The sequence below is a fragment of the Paenibacillus agaridevorans genome (assembly GCF_003112455.1).
Classification (GTDB): domain Bacteria; phylum Bacillota; class Bacilli; order Paenibacillales; family Paenibacillaceae; genus Pristimantibacillus; species Pristimantibacillus agaridevorans.
This window is the reverse complement of record NZ_BDQX01000108.1, coordinates 81,964-96,101: the sequence shown is the minus strand read 5'-3', so window position 1 is coordinate 96,101 and position 14,138 is coordinate 81,964. Positions and strand designations below refer to the sequence as shown.

Genomic DNA, 14,138 nt, shown 5'->3' with positions numbered 1-14,138 from the left:
ATACCACCTGTCCATATAAGGCCATGCATGCAAAAAAAGAGTACAAACCCGCTGCACAAGGTGCCGAGGTTGTACCCTTCCAGGTAACATTGCCTTTAAATTATGGTGAATCAGTTGGTAAATCGTTGGCTCGCATTCATCATACAGCAATCGTAAAAGCGTTTGCAATTCGCTTATTCCCTTAAATTCACTAATAAAATGGCAGAAACCTTCCAAATTCTTTTTATTCCTCTTCTATACTTGCTCTATCGGCCGTTTTCATCTTTCCGTTGCTGTTTTTCTTCTCCTAAGCTATGATTAGGAATCATCAGGTGAGCAAGCGCTTGCACAAAGGGACGGGAGGCTCTCATGAGGGTTACAATCAAAGATGTTGCCAATAAAGCGCAGGTATCCCCTTCGACTGTTTCGCGCGTCATTGCCGGCAATGGAAGGATCGGAAAAGATACCATTCTCCGGGTCAGGCAGGTACTCGACGAGCTCGGCTATCATCCCCACCATGCCGCCCAGGGGCTGGCCAAGCGCACAACCTGCACGCTTGGCATTATTCTGCCGCGGACACCGGATGATGTATTCAGCAATTTCTTTTTCCCCGAGCTGATCCGCGGCATCTCCACGCGCGCCTCCCGCTCCGGCTTCGATATTCTGATGGCCACCGGTTCCCTGGCGCAGGAAGAACGGGAGAGCCTTACCCGGATGGTTCGAGGGGGCCGGGTGGATGGCGTCGTGCTGCTCAGCTCGCGACTGGAGGATCCCCTGATCAGGCTGCTGGAAGAGGAGCAATTCCCTTATGTTCTTATTGGACGCAATGACTATTCCGCAAGCACACTCTCCGTGGATACGGATAATATCCGGGCCGCCTATGAACTGACACAGCATCTGATCGCCCAAGGCAACCAGCGCATCGGATTCGTCGCCGGACCAGCCAATATGATCGTCAACCGGGACAGGCTGGAAGGTTACCGCAAGGCGATGGAGGAGGCAGGCTATCCTGTGCAGAACGAGTGGATCATCGACGGCGAGCTGCTTCAGCAGAGCGGATTCCGCGCGATCTCCATGCTGATGGAGCTGGAGGACCGGCCGACGGCGCTTGTCGTGATCGACGATGGGGTCTGCTTCGGCGTGCTGCGCGGGCTGGGAGAGCTGGGTTACCATGTTCCGCAGGATATCAGCCTGGCTGCCTTCAACAACATCGCTTTATCCGAGCTTTCCACCCCTTCCCTGACCAGCATTGATATCGGCACCTATCAGCTCGGCTATACGGCTGCACATCAGCTGTTGCTGCTGCTCGCGGGAGAGGAAAAGGCCAAATCACGCTTCATCATCCCCCACCGCCTGGTGGTTCGGGAATCTTCGCTTCGCAAATGAAAATGTTATTGTGTTGGCAAAGACGTTATGGTATGATTTAGAAAATTTAAAGGCAATGAAACTTTCGGGTTCAACCTCGTTCTTAACAGAGGTTGGCCCTTTTTTGTGTTTTCATGCCTAAGGAGGCCTGGTAATGATGATTATGCTGGAAGCCGTTTACCACAGGATGGGACAAAACTGGTCCTATGCCTACAATGATTCGACCCTGCACATCCGCATCCGCACCAAACGGAACAACGTCCCGCGCATCGACCTGCACTGCGGCGACAAATACAATTCGGAGAAGTACAAGGAAACGATATCGATGGAGCGTCTGGCATCCGACGGGCTGTTCGACTATTGGCAAGCCGCCGTGCAGCCCAGATTCCGCAGACTTGTTTATTACTTCGCGCTGCACTCGGACAATGGCGAGATCCTTTACTTTTTGGAGAAGGGATTTTTTGACCAGCCGCCCAAGGTCATGTATGAGGGATTATTTGACTTCTCGTATCTTAATCCGCAGGATGTTCACATGCCCCCGGCATGGGTCAAGGATGCGGTATTCTATCAGATCTTTCCTGAGCGTTTCGCTAACGGCGATCCGTCCAATGACCCCGAGGGCGTGCAGGAATGGGGCGGTACGCCCAGCGCCGGCAATTTTTTCGGCGGTGATCTGCAGGGAGTGATCGACCACCTGGATTACCTGAGCGAACTGGGGATTAATGCTTTGTATTTCAACCCGCTGTTCGCCGCCACCACCAACCACAAGTACGACACTGCGGACTATATGCGGATCGATCCTCATTTCGGCACAAACGAAAAGCTTAGAGAACTGGTCGATGCCTGTCATGCCCGGGGCATACGCGTGCTGTTGGACGCCGTGTTCAATCATTGCGGCCATACGTTTCCGCCGTTCGTGGATGTGTTGAACAACGGTCCGGATTCGCGTTATGCGGATTGGTTCCATATTCGAGAATGGCCGCTGCGAGTCGTTGACGGGATTCCGACCTACGATACGTTTGCATTCGAGCCTATCATGCCCAAGCTCAATACCGCTAATGAAGAAGTAAAGGCTTATCTGCTTAATGTCGGTCGATTCTGGCTGGAGGAGATGGGGCTGGACGGTTGGCGTCTCGATGTCGCCAATGAGGTGGATCATCAATTCTGGCGGGAATTCCGGAGCGAGATCAAACGGATCAATCCTTCGGCTTATATCCTGGGCGAGATTATGCATGATTCCATGCCGTGGCTGCAAGGCGACCAATTCGACGCGGTCATGAACTATCCCTTCACGAACATCCTGCTCAATTTCTTCGCCCGTAGGCTAACGAATGCGGCCGAGTTCGCCCAGGCGATTGGCACGCAGCTCGCCGGTTATCCGCAGCAGGTTACGGAAGTATCCTTTAATCTGCTCGGCAGCCATGACACGACGAGGCTGTTGACGCTATGCGGCGGCAATGTGGAGCGCATGAAGCTGGCGACATTATTCCAGCTGACCTATCTGGGGGCGCCATGCATCTATTACGGCGACGAGATTGGCATGGACGGAGAGCATGACCCCCTCAACCGCAAGTGTATGGAATGGGACAAGAGCAAGCAGAATACGGAGCTGCTTTCGTTCTTCCGCAGCATGATCAGCCTTCGCAAGGCTCACCCTGCGCTGCGCGGCAGCGGTCTGCGCTTCCTGCCGGTACCGGAACATCCGCAGTTGCTGATCTATGAGCGCTGGGACGGGAATGAGCGGTTCCTCTTCATGCTGAATAATGAGGATGCTCCTGTGGTCGCAGCAATACCGGCAGCACATCCGGCTGGATCATGGCGCACCGTGAACAGCGAGCCGTACGCAACGGTTGAGGAGAGTGCGGTACAGGTCGCTCTCCCTCCATACGGCTACACCATCCTGCACGCACCTGCGGCGGGAACGGCCGGGTAGGAGCGCTCCGGGAGCGCAGCGATCGGGGATCCCTCATCCAGGAACGATTGATGGGAGGGCTCCCCTGTTTTCCGGTCTGGTCAATTACACATGAGTGGCGAGCTTTCGCGAAATTATCCGGTATGTTGTCGGTGACATGCCTTTTTTGGCTGTAAATTGCTTGATAAAATAAGTGTCATACTCAAATCCGATAGATCCAGCAATATCATTAAGACTCATATCTGTGTGCGTCAATAGATCGCAAGCCATCTTCAAACGATGTGAAAGCAAATAGCCGATCGCTGTATATCCGCATCGTTCCTGGAATAATTGATTAAGCGTCACACGATTCATATGAGCGCAATTCGTCAAATCCTCCAATAAAATCTTTTTGGGGTAATGAGTGTGAATATACTCTAACACAGCATCAACAGGCGAGTGTTGGCTCATTCGATTCAAATCCTCTAACAATCCCAGTATTTGAATCAGATACTTTTTGATTCGGCACGCCCAGCGCTCATCACTTTGCGCTTGTACTTCCGTACCCAGAACAAAAAACCACTGGAACAATAGCGGATATGCTTTTTCGGTAATACGAGGAACTGCCATAGACGGATGTTCTCTTACAAAGAAAGAGCGGCCTGTTTGTATCCTGGGTGCCGTTGGCAAATAATCCTCGGTCTCAACATAAATGGCGGATACAAGAAACTCAGGATGAAAATTAAACGATTGTGCAGCAAGCTTGTGCTTCTCTGTAACTTGCCATTCATCGTCTCCGGCCAAGCAAAGAATACCGGGAGCGTTGATACATATAGGACGGTCGTTTAATAACCCTTTTATACTGCCAGAAGTAATAAAAATTAGCGAAAACCGGTCAGTGTAAGGGAGCAGACTGCAATCCTCTACTGCAAAAAATTCAATATTTACGGCACGCTGTTTGTATCGATCTACTTGAGGCATCGTAATCACCTATCAAATCGTATAGTTCATTGCTTCATATATAACAGTGTACCATACCCTTTCAAAGGATATAATGATCATGCAAACAGCAAAGGAGGATATTATTATGGCTGTCAAACGTTTTCATATTCATGTCTCCGATGAGTTGCTTGATGATCTCCAGTACAGACTGCAACATATTCGTTGGCCCGAGCAGTTAGAGAACTCAGGTTGGGAACGCGGAACTGAATTACGTTATTTGCAATCTCTCGTCTCGTACTGGAAGGACCATTATGATTGGCGCAAGCAAGAATCCAAGTTGAATCGCTTTGCCCAATTCACTTGCGAAATTGATGATATAAATGTGCACTTCATACATGAGCGCGGCAAAGGCCCCAATCCTCTGCCTATTATCCTGACCCACGGCTGGCCCGACAGTTACCTTCGATACGAAAAAATGATTCCTCTGCTCACTGATCCAGCCAGCTACGGCGGTGATCCTGAGGATTCTTTCGACGTCATCGTCCCTTCATTGCCCGGGTTTGGTTTCTCCAGTCAGCCTGCTTCTCCTGGCATCAATAACTTTCATGTCGCCGAGATGTGGACTAAACTCATGACAGAATTAGGCTACAACAAATTCGCCGCCGCTGGCGGGGACATGGGCTCAGGCGTCACAAGATACCTGGCGGCCAACTTTCCTGAGCGATTGGTCGGCATCCATCTGACGGATGTCGGTATTATTCGAAGTCTCCTGAATTCAAATGATTCGGAACACCTTTCTGAAGAAGAACGGCAATACAAAATAAAGGCTGCTACATGGATTGCTCAAGAGGGCGGGTATATATCCATTCAGTCCACAAAACCGCAGACTCTGGCGTATGGACTTTCTGATTCGCCGGTAGGATTGGCCAGCTGGATCCTTGAGAAATTTCGTTCCTGGAGTGATTGCGATGGTGACCTTAGTCAACGATTTAGCGAGGATGAGCTGCTCACTCATATTATGATCTATTGGGTTACCAACACCATTGGCTCTACAGCGCAAATGTATTTTGAAAACTCACATTCTTTACCGCCATTAGGCCGTATCGAAGTACCGACAGGCATGGCCCTATTTTCAGCAGATATCCTGTTGCCCCCCAAGGAATGGGCCGAGCGCAACCTGAATGTAACACGCTGGACAGCAATGCCTCGCGGCGGACATTTTACGGCTATGGAGGAACCGGAGCTTATGGCAGATGATATTCGCGCGTTTTATAGACCGCTAAGAACGTAGATAAAGGGTTGAGTCATGACTGCGATACCTGAATCCCGATTCATGCTCCTTTTGAATAAACTATACTGCTTTTTCCCAGCGGCAGCGAAGGATTAACTTTTCACCGCGCAGCTCGGCTGTTAGTGTCCCGCCCATGTTGTTCATCAGACTTTTGGCGATAGGAAGACCAAGCCCGGAGGTTTGGGCAGATCGTGCGCGGTCAGCCGTATAGAACCGATCAAATAAGAGATTAACGTCGCTCCCGGCAAGTTCCTTCGCTTCATTCATAATCATTAATTCTACTGTTTCTTGTTGTTCTTCTAGCCGGATTTCCACTTGGCCAGTTGCATATTTTAATGTGTTGCCAAGCAAGTTTTCAACCACTCTCCGCACAGCCGATTGGTCGGCGTATACAGATACAAGTTGCTCGGGAAGCTTTATGTCGGGTGTGATACCGTGTTCGTTGAACGGATCATAGAATTGCACCAAAATATCGGAGATCAAGTCCTTCAATCTAAGCTTTTCGGTTTTCAGCGGAAAATCCGGCGATTCTATTATGGACAGCTCAAAAAAATCGTTCAACAACGCCTGTAGACGTTTTGTTCGATTTTTAACGATAGTAACGTATTCATTTTTCTCTTCGGGCGTGATGTTCTCGGCCTCCAGCAGTTGTACATAACCGATAATAGAAGTTAGCGGAGTGCGGATATCATGAGAAATGCTCACAACCGCCTGCCGAAATTCATGTTCGACCCGTTTTCTACGCGCGTCCGCCTCAACGATTAAACAGGATTGGCGGTTGATCTGACTGGCAAGCGCTTCAAGCTTCTGATCAAATAAAGCGATTTCGATTTTTTTGCCCGTTATTCCTGCATTGTAGCTTCGCAATTGCTCTGTCATCCGATCTAGCTCCCGCCTTAGCATAAATAGACGGGCTAGCAGGAGAGACGCTGCCGCCATCGATATGATTCCGAGTACAAGCCACATGCTCCCCACTCCCCTGTATTATTTAATATCCTTGCGGCGGAACACCGAAATACCCACTAACGCACATAAGACGATTGTCAGCAAAGGCACAAGCAAGAGCGGGAGCATATCTCCGCTGTCTATGCTAGGTTTGCCGATACCCCCAATCAGCTTGAAGATCGAATAATCGTACAGCTGACCAATAATTTCTACCTTCGAACCGATGCCAGCCAAAACAATATCGATCATCAGAAAAAAAATCAATGACCCACCGATCGTTTTGCCGCTGTCCGTCATAATCACGGCAATCAGCGCCCCAATAGCCGCATATGCCGCCGTATAAAGCAGAGTCAACCCAAGCAATCTAGGCAAAAAAAACGGGGTACTTTCATCTGGCAATTGACCAAATCCAGACAGCAGCGAAACTTCCACCGTACTGATGATTGGAAAAACGAGAGAGAGCAGCATGGCTCCGCCTGTAAATCCGATAAGCTTCGCCGCGTATAGTCTATCTCTTGTGTGGCCTGTTGATGCGATCGTTTTCATAATCCCGGACGCATACTCGTTAGAAATGAAGAACCCTGCCAGCATTGCTACGCCCAATTTGATAATGTAAGCATTGCTTGATATAAAGCTGACCAGAAATTCGGCTCCCGTGAATTGCGGCTGCCCACTGGATCTATGATCAAAATAATACAGCAAAGGGTAAGCTAGTGAGAGTACGGCGAACGCCATCAGCAACGTCCAGAACGACCTATTCTTGCGAAGTTTGAACAACTCGGCTCTAATCAAATTATACATGCGGATTGCCTCCAATCCGCTTCGTGAAATAACTCTCCAAATCTTCGCCCATCGCTGTAAACGACTCAATCTCCAAGCCTGCAGAAAATAGTGCAGAGGAAACTTTACTTGGCTGCTCAATAAAGCTATATAATTTGATAGCTCCATCCTGCATCACTTCGAAATCCGATGTACCCAGTTCGTTCTCGATAGTGGCTGTGCCCATGCCCGGATCATTCACTTTTATATACACATACTGCCTGCATTTGCTTTCCAGCTCTTTAGCAGTAAGCTGCTCCAGCAGTTGGCCTCGATGGATAATGCCATAATGGCTTGCCATCAAATGCAGCTCGCTAAGGATATGGCTTGAGATTAGAATCGTAATGCCTAGTTCACGATTTAATGTCTTGAGCAGTTCCCGCATTTCAATAACACCCATCGGATCTAACCCATTGGTCGGCTCGTCCAGAATCAGGAATTCCGGATCGCCCAGCAAGGCAATTGCCAGACCTAACCGCTGCTTCATGCCAAGTGAGAAGTTTTTTGCTTTTTTCTTGCCGGTTTCATGCAGCCCAACTTGCTTCAGCATTCTTGGCACACAATCTTTGCCTGGAATTCCGCGTAGAATCCGGTTTACCTCCAAATTCTCGCTGGCGGTCATATGAGGGAACAAGGCAGGACTTTCGATACTAGACCCGATTCGTTTGCGATTCTGAATCAACGCCTTCTCTTCACTGACACCGAATAGTTCAATGGAACCTCCGGTCGGAAAAGCAAGCCCCGTCACAAGACGGATCAACGTTGATTTCCCCGCTCCGTTTTGCCCAATGAACCCATAAATCGCTCCTCTTCGGATGGACAAATTAACTTTGTCCAGCGCTCTATGTCCTTTGAATTGTTTGGATAGCTGATTTGTCTTCAACACATATTCATGCATATTCTTGGCCTCCTTTATGTGATAGACCAAATATAGAAGCCAAAACATAAGTAGAACTAAAGTCGATTCTTAAGAATATCTTAAGGCTTTAGCCGATAGCCCATGCCCCATACTGTCTCAATAAAGTCGATTCCCGGAGCAGCCTTTGCCAGCTTGCTTCGCAAATTGCTCATATGAACATTTATAATGTTGTCGTCTCCATAGAAGGGTTCCTGCCAAACTCTTTCGTAAAGATTGGATTTGGTGAATACTTTCTTCGGTGCCGACAGCAGCAAGGAAAGAATCTCAAACTCTCGTGCGGTCAGAGTCAGTTCAGCTCCGTCTGCAGTAACCGACTTCGTATCTCGATCTAGCACAAGCCCCTTATGCTGCAGCACATTAGGCAAAGTCGGTTGACCGATTCGCGCATATGTGCGGAGTCTGGCATCGATTCGTGCAGATACTTCCTCCACATCAAATGGTTTCGTAATGAAATCATCCGCTCCCCCGCGAAGGACAGATACCTTGGTCTTCGGCTCGCCTTTGGCCGAAATAATAATAACCGGCATATCGTCACGATTGTCGATCCGGTTAAGAAGCTCTTCACCTGTCATTCCCGGCAGCATCAGATCGAGAAGCAGCATGCTCCATTTGCGCTGCTCCAGATAGAGGAGTGCCTCTGTTCCGGAATAAGCAGGCTGGGGAATATAACCGCTTTTCTTAATAATGCTGCACAGCAGCCGACTGATGTCATTATCATCTTCGGCAACAAGAATATGTATCGGATTATTCATTATTTCTCCTTTGTTAACGATAAAATATCGGATAGTCACATACCATATGTTACCACCAAAAGAAAAGAAAAACGACATCTCTGCGAGCAAGGCGAGTAATGAAAGCCGCAGAAATACTTAGCTATACGAAAGACGGTTCAAAATGGGATCAAATAAAAAACGCAACCTTTATCAGGTTGCGTTCAGCATATACGCGGCTTCCAATGTCCCGTATCTTCAAAACCTCTGAAGCACTTGATCTTGCCGGCATCCATTAAACTGCTTTGCGTTTGTACGCTCGCATCGCAAAGAGATAGGCGACGATAAGTATCCCTAAGCACCATGCTAACGCAATCCAAATATCATGCCCGACAGGCTGCTCGGCAAGCAATGCGCGGATGGCTGACACGATTGAGGTTACCGGCTGGTTTTCGGCAAAGACGCGGACGGCCATCGGCATCGACTCCGTCGGCACAAACGCCGAGCTGATAAATGGCAGGAAGATTAGGGGGTAAGAAAACGCGCTTGCACCTTCCACCGTTTTTGCGGACAGTCCGGCAAGCGCCGCGATCCAGGTCAAAGCCAGCGTGAACAGTGCGAGTATTCCAGCTACGGCAAGCCATGACAGTATACCAGCCGATGAACGGAAGCCCATAATGAGCGCTACGAGAATAATGACGACAACGGAAATGGCGTTGGATACCACCGAGGTCAACACATGCCCCCACAACACGGTTGAACGCGCGATCGGCATGGAGTGAAATCGCTCGATGATACCCCGTTGCTTATCCAGGAACAGGCGGTAAGCCGTATAGGATATCCCGCTTGCAATCGCAATCAGCAGTATGCCAGGCAGCAGGTAGTTCACATAGTTATCCGTACCGGTCTGGATTGCGCCTCCTAACACATAGACGAACAGCAGCATCATCGCAATCGGAGTGATACAGACCGTGATGATGGTGTCCATACTACGGAATACATGGCGCATGGAACGTCCCAGCATAACGCGCATATCGCTAAAAAAGTAGTTTTTTGAAGCCCCCATTTACTTCCCCTCCTTTTTGCCGACAATGGCGAGGAATATCTCCTCTAATGTCGGCTGTTTTTCCACATACTCCGTCTTTGCGGGCGGGAACAGCTTTTTCAGTTCTTCAAGCGTGCCGCCTGCAATAATTCTGCCCTCATGCAAAATGGCAATTTGATCGGCAAGCTGCTCGGCTTCCTCCAGGTACTGCGTGGTGAGGAATATCGTCGTGCCACGATTAGCAAGCTCTTTGACCGTTTTCCACACCTCGATGCGCGCCTCGGGGTCAAGCCCGGTCGTCGGCTCGTCGAGAAATATGATCGGCGGATTTCCTACAAGGCTCAAAGCGATGTCGAGCCTGCGGCGCATACCACCCGAATAAGTAGACGGCTTGCGATCGGCGGCGTCTGTCAGTCCAAAGCGTTGCAGCATGTCATCCGCCACCTGACGCGGATTATTGAGGTGACGCAGCTTCGCAATCATGATGAGATTTTCCCTCCCGGTCAAAATCTCGTCCACGGCGGCAAACTGGCCCGTCAGGCTGATCGACTGCCTTACATGATCGGGCTTTGACGCGACGTCAAATCCGTTAATGACAGCGGCGCCTCCGTCCTGCGCAAGCAGCGTGGTAAGGATTCTAACAATCGTCGTCTTGCCAGCGCCGTTGGAGCCGAGCAAGGCGAATATCTCACCTTGTTTCACTTCAAGATCGACGCCCGTTAGGACTTCTTTGTCCTTGAACGACTTTCGCAGACCTCTCACTTCGATTGCTTTCCCCATCCCGATCCCCCCTTTACTTTGATTTATCCGTCGCCTTTTTCATGGCATTGTTTACTTTTTGGTCAACCGTTTCTTGGTAGAGGTCGGCGTAAGTTTTGGAATCTTTGATGAGTTCGTCGCAGAAAGCCGCTACGTCAGTGCCCGTCACTTCGAGCACGCCTTTCCCCGAGGATGCGCCTTCTTCAAAAAGATCAACAATTCCCGAGAGCAATCCCGTCCCGTCTGTTAACTCAACAGGGCCGACCTTAAAGAGATATTTCTGAATCTCTTTGTACACAATCCGATAATCTTGCGGGAGCGCTTTGACACGCGCCACATGCGCGCGCCACTCTTTTTTGCCTTGGATGATATCTTGTATGCTCATTTTATTTCCCTCCTATTTGCCTAATTTTTTTGCGATATTATGATTGAGCTGCGCACGCCACTTGTCGCGGTAAGACTTTGCCCCTTCTTCGCCGGCCAGCGCTGCACAGAAGCCTTTGATATCGTCACCCAAAACCTCTTGGACACTCTGGCCGTCCGCCGCCGTTTCTTCGAGCAGGCCAAGCACGCCATCAAGAATGGGCATGAGGTTGCGCCCCGTGAAATCGGAGTGCGGCCAAAGATGGGTCTTAATGTTTTCCCATGCCGCTTGATAATCAGCCGGCAGCATTTTGGCTCGCGATTCAAAAGCTTTAAATTCTTTAGTCATGTCGCTTCCCGTGATTTTTTCCCAAAAGTTCATTGTTTTTTCTCCTTTAACTCATTCATTTTTGATGATACGAACTCCCATCTTTCCCAGAACTTCTGTAGTTCCTTGCGTCCCGCGTCGTTGAGCGTGAAGAACTTTCTCGGCGGCCCCATATCGGAGGGCTTCTTGGCGATCTCTACAAGTTTGTTTTTTTCAAGCCGGATCAGGATCGTATACACCGTTCCCTCCACAACATCCTGGAAGCCGAGAGCGTTCAGCTGCCGCGTGATTTCGTAGCCGTACGTTTCGTTGCGGCTAATAATTTCAAGGACGCAGCCCTCTAGCACGCCTTTTAGCAGTTCTGTTAAGTTTTCCAACCTCATCATTCCTTTGCTATTCTGTATAACTGGTATCAAGTATCACTTACTACTTCTACATAGTATTACGTAGTAGCTGGTTTTGTCAATAGCGGCAGCACTAATAATTTGGAAGCAAGTCCCTAACAAACAAGCCGCGGGACGGTTGGAATTCATCGTGGCTGGTTACGGTATGACGTACTTAAAACGGCAAGTCGCTGCGAATATTATACTTTATATGTAGTAACCGTTTAGGCAACAACAGGAGGATCGCAATGGAACCAGCAATCAACAAATCGAGAAATGCCAAGAAAAAGTTTAGCATATGGAAAAAGCCATCCCGGCGTTCGGTGCTTATCCTATCGATCGTCGTAGTCACCGTGACAGCAATCGCCTGCTGGAGCGGATTCCGCCTGCTGGTGGCCGCCCAAGATATCAGCGAACTAGACAAGCCGCTTCCGGCGGCAACCATATTGTACGACCGCAACGGCAAAGAAGTGGAGCGGCTGTCACGCAGTGAAATCGTCCCCGTCGAATACAGCATACTGCCGAAGCCGCTAATCGATGCAGTGACGGCCGTAGAGGATAAGCGTTTTTTCGATCATAAAGGGATGGATACGCGGGCAATCGGCCGGGCGTTTTATGCGAATATAAGGGCAGGCGGCACCACACAAGGCGGGAGTACAATTACGCAGCAGCTTGCCAAAAACGTCTTTTTGTCCCACGAGCGCACTTGGATGCGCAAATGGAACGAAGTACTGTTAGCGAAAAAAATCGAAGAAAACTACGACAAGCAAAAAATTCTGGAAATGTACCTCAATCAAATCTATTTTGGCGAAGGAGCCTGGGGAATAAAACGGGCTGCCGAGACCTATTTCGGCAAGACTGTTGACAGGCTGACGCTTTCGGAATCGGCTGTACTGGCAGGTCTTATTCGAGCGCCATCCGCCCTTACGCCTTACAAACATCCGGAGAAAGCGAAGGAGCGGCGAAATCTGGTACTTCGTCTAATGGAGGAACAAGGAAAAATCACATCCGCCGATTATAAAATCGCCATTAGCGAGCCGATAAAGCTGTCCGTAGCCAAATCAGACAAAACGTCGGCGATGAAATATCCCTATTACGTCGATCAAATGATTCGCGAAGCGGTCGTCCAATACGGATTGACGGAAAACGAGGTATTACACGGCGGGCTACATATTTATACCGCGCTGGATACGGGCATGCAGCAAGCTGCGGAAAGTGTATATGCTGACGAGTCGCTGTTCCCGGAAAGCAAATCGGATCAGCTCATTCAGAGCGGCGCAGTGTTGGTCGATCCAAGGGACGGGGGGATTCGGGCGTTAATCGGCGGGCGCGGCAATCAGCCGTTCCGTGGCTTCAACCGCGCATCGCAGTTGAAACGGCAGCCGGGCTCCGCAATGAAACCGATCGCCGTTTATGCGCCGGCACTGGAGCGAGGCTACAAGCCAAGCGATACCGTTGTCGATGAACCGGTAGACTTCGGCGGCTACCGGCCCAAAAATGTCACCGGACGTTACTACGGCGAAGTATCCTTATACGAATCGCTGGTACATTCGTACAATATTCCGGCGGTCAAGCTGCTCCATGAGATCGGAATCGACGCAGGTATGGACGCCTCCGCACGATTCGGATTGGAACTGAAGGATGGCGACCGTACGCTAGGTCTTGCGCTCGGCGGCCTGCAGGAGGGCGTTTCGCCGCTTGAAATGGCAGAAGCGTTCGGAACGTTTGCAAGCGACGGCTCCCGCATGCCGGCCCATACGATCGTGCGCATCGAGTCCGCTGACGGTATTGTTCTTGCAGACGCCACCCAACAAGCGCCTGTGAAGGTGATTGAACCGGAAGTCGCCCGTACCCTAACCGCGATGCTGGAGGGCGTTGTGCGTGAAGGCTCTGGCCAGGCAGCATCGCTTCCCGGAAGGCCTGTCGCTGGCAAGACAGGAACGACCGGGATGCCCGGAACAGATGGCGGAATCAAGGACAATTGGTTCGTCGGCTTTACGCCGCAGCTTGTCGGCGCCGTCTGGCTCGGCTATGACAAAACGGACAGCGACCATTACTTGACGACCACTTCCAAAGCAGCTGCATCCGTCTTCCAGACGTTGATGGCCAAAGCGCTCGAAGGTGAACCGGTCATCGCATTTCATGCTGTGAAGGGCCTTAAGCAAAAAGATGTGAAAATTCGAAACGACAACAATGAAAAACAGGGCGATAAAAATAAAGAGAAAGGAAAAGGCAAGGATAAGAAAAAAGACAAGGATCGCGACGATAAGAAGAAGGAAAAGGAACGCAGAAAAGCAGAAAAGAAAAACAGGGAACAAAATAAAAAAGATCACGATAGTGCTGATGATTGACCCTATCACTCCTTAGTCGGTTGCGCTGCCAAGCGCAAAAGAAGCTGT

General features: G+C 49.9%; 14 protein-coding genes. 4 read left to right on the top strand and 10 right to left on the bottom strand.

Features of this window, described 5'->3' with window-relative positions; translation table 11 throughout:
* Nucleotides 1–348 precede the first annotated feature (348 nt).
* Together PAT3040_RS11675 and PAT3040_RS11670 are read left to right on the top strand one after the other, a co-directional pair.
* Nucleotides 349–1,365: a LacI family DNA-binding transcriptional regulator gene (locus PAT3040_RS11675; protein ID WP_108992789.1), complete on the top strand. Its 1,017-nt coding sequence runs from the start codon at nucleotides 349–351 to the stop codon at nucleotides 1,363–1,365.
* A gap of 136 nt (nucleotides 1,366–1,501) precedes the next feature.
* The gene (locus PAT3040_RS11670) at nucleotides 1,502–3,277 is read left to right on the top strand and encodes a glycoside hydrolase family 13 protein (protein WP_108992806.1); all 1,776 of its coding nucleotides are present in this window, start codon (nucleotides 1,502–1,504) and stop codon (nucleotides 3,275–3,277) included.
* Nucleotides 3,278–3,361: 84 nt separating this feature from the next.
* Here the strand turns inward: PAT3040_RS11670 and PAT3040_RS11665 are convergent, their stop codons facing one another.
* Nucleotides 3,362–4,216, bottom strand: coding sequence for an AraC family transcriptional regulator (locus tag PAT3040_RS11665; RefSeq protein WP_108992788.1), 855 nt, complete (start codon nucleotides 4,214–4,216; stop codon nucleotides 3,362–3,364).
* A gap of 106 nt (nucleotides 4,217–4,322) precedes the next feature.
* Between PAT3040_RS11665 and PAT3040_RS11660 the strand changes: the two genes are divergently transcribed.
* Nucleotides 4,323–5,468: an epoxide hydrolase family protein gene (locus PAT3040_RS11660; RefSeq protein ID WP_108992787.1), complete on the top strand. Its 1,146-nt coding sequence runs from the start codon at nucleotides 4,323–4,325 to the stop codon at nucleotides 5,466–5,468.
* Nucleotides 5,469–5,528: 60 nt separating this feature from the next.
* Here PAT3040_RS11660 and PAT3040_RS11655 read toward each other — a convergent pair whose 3' ends face one another.
* From PAT3040_RS11655 to PAT3040_RS11615, 9 genes are all read right to left on the bottom strand, one after another.
* Nucleotides 5,529–6,347, bottom strand: coding sequence for a sensor histidine kinase (locus tag PAT3040_RS11655; RefSeq protein ID WP_258234943.1), 819 nt, complete (start codon nucleotides 6,345–6,347; stop codon nucleotides 5,529–5,531).
* Between the two features lie 105 nt (nucleotides 6,348–6,452).
* Nucleotides 6,453–7,214: an ABC transporter permease gene (locus PAT3040_RS11650; protein WP_108992785.1), complete on the bottom strand. Its 762-nt coding sequence runs from the start codon at nucleotides 7,212–7,214 to the stop codon at nucleotides 6,453–6,455.
* Complete coding sequence (locus PAT3040_RS11645) at nucleotides 7,207–8,130, bottom strand: ATP-binding cassette domain-containing protein (RefSeq protein ID WP_108992784.1); 924 nt, start codon at nucleotides 8,128–8,130, stop codon at nucleotides 7,207–7,209. Before PAT3040_RS11645 ends, PAT3040_RS11650 begins: the two co-directional genes overlap by 8 nt.
* A gap of 80 nt (nucleotides 8,131–8,210) precedes the next feature.
* Nucleotides 8,211–8,903, bottom strand: a complete 693-nt coding sequence (locus tag PAT3040_RS11640) for a response regulator transcription factor (RefSeq protein ID WP_108992783.1) — start codon at nucleotides 8,901–8,903, stop codon at nucleotides 8,211–8,213.
* Nucleotides 8,904–9,156: 253 nt separating this feature from the next.
* Nucleotides 9,157–9,927, bottom strand: a complete 771-nt coding sequence (locus tag PAT3040_RS11635) for an ABC transporter permease (RefSeq protein ID WP_108992782.1) — start codon at nucleotides 9,925–9,927, stop codon at nucleotides 9,157–9,159.
* A complete protein-coding gene (locus PAT3040_RS11630) occupies nucleotides 9,928–10,686 on the bottom strand; it encodes an ABC transporter ATP-binding protein (RefSeq protein WP_108992781.1) in 759 nt (252 codons plus the stop codon).
* A 13-nt stretch (nucleotides 10,687–10,699) separates the two neighbouring features.
* Nucleotides 10,700–11,050 (bottom strand): DUF1048 domain-containing protein, encoded by a 351-nt coding sequence (locus PAT3040_RS11625; RefSeq protein ID WP_108992780.1) that lies wholly within the window; start codon nucleotides 11,048–11,050, stop codon nucleotides 10,700–10,702.
* 12 nt (nucleotides 11,051–11,062) lie between these two features.
* Nucleotides 11,063–11,410, bottom strand: coding sequence for a DUF1048 domain-containing protein (locus tag PAT3040_RS11620; RefSeq protein ID WP_108992779.1), 348 nt, complete (start codon nucleotides 11,408–11,410; stop codon nucleotides 11,063–11,065).
* Nucleotides 11,407–11,742 carry a PadR family transcriptional regulator gene (locus tag PAT3040_RS11615; protein WP_108992778.1) on the bottom strand — a complete coding sequence of 112 codons (336 nt, stop codon included), beginning with the start codon at nucleotides 11,740–11,742 and terminating at the stop codon, nucleotides 11,407–11,409. The genes PAT3040_RS11620 and PAT3040_RS11615 overlap by 4 nt, the downstream gene beginning before the upstream one ends.
* A gap of 245 nt (nucleotides 11,743–11,987) precedes the next feature.
* Here PAT3040_RS11615 and PAT3040_RS11610 point away from each other — a divergent pair, with 245 nt between their 5' ends.
* Nucleotides 11,988–14,090, top strand: a complete 2,103-nt coding sequence (locus PAT3040_RS11610) for a transglycosylase domain-containing protein (protein ID WP_108992777.1) — start codon at nucleotides 11,988–11,990, stop codon at nucleotides 14,088–14,090.
* Nucleotides 14,091–14,138: the final 48 nt, after the last annotated feature.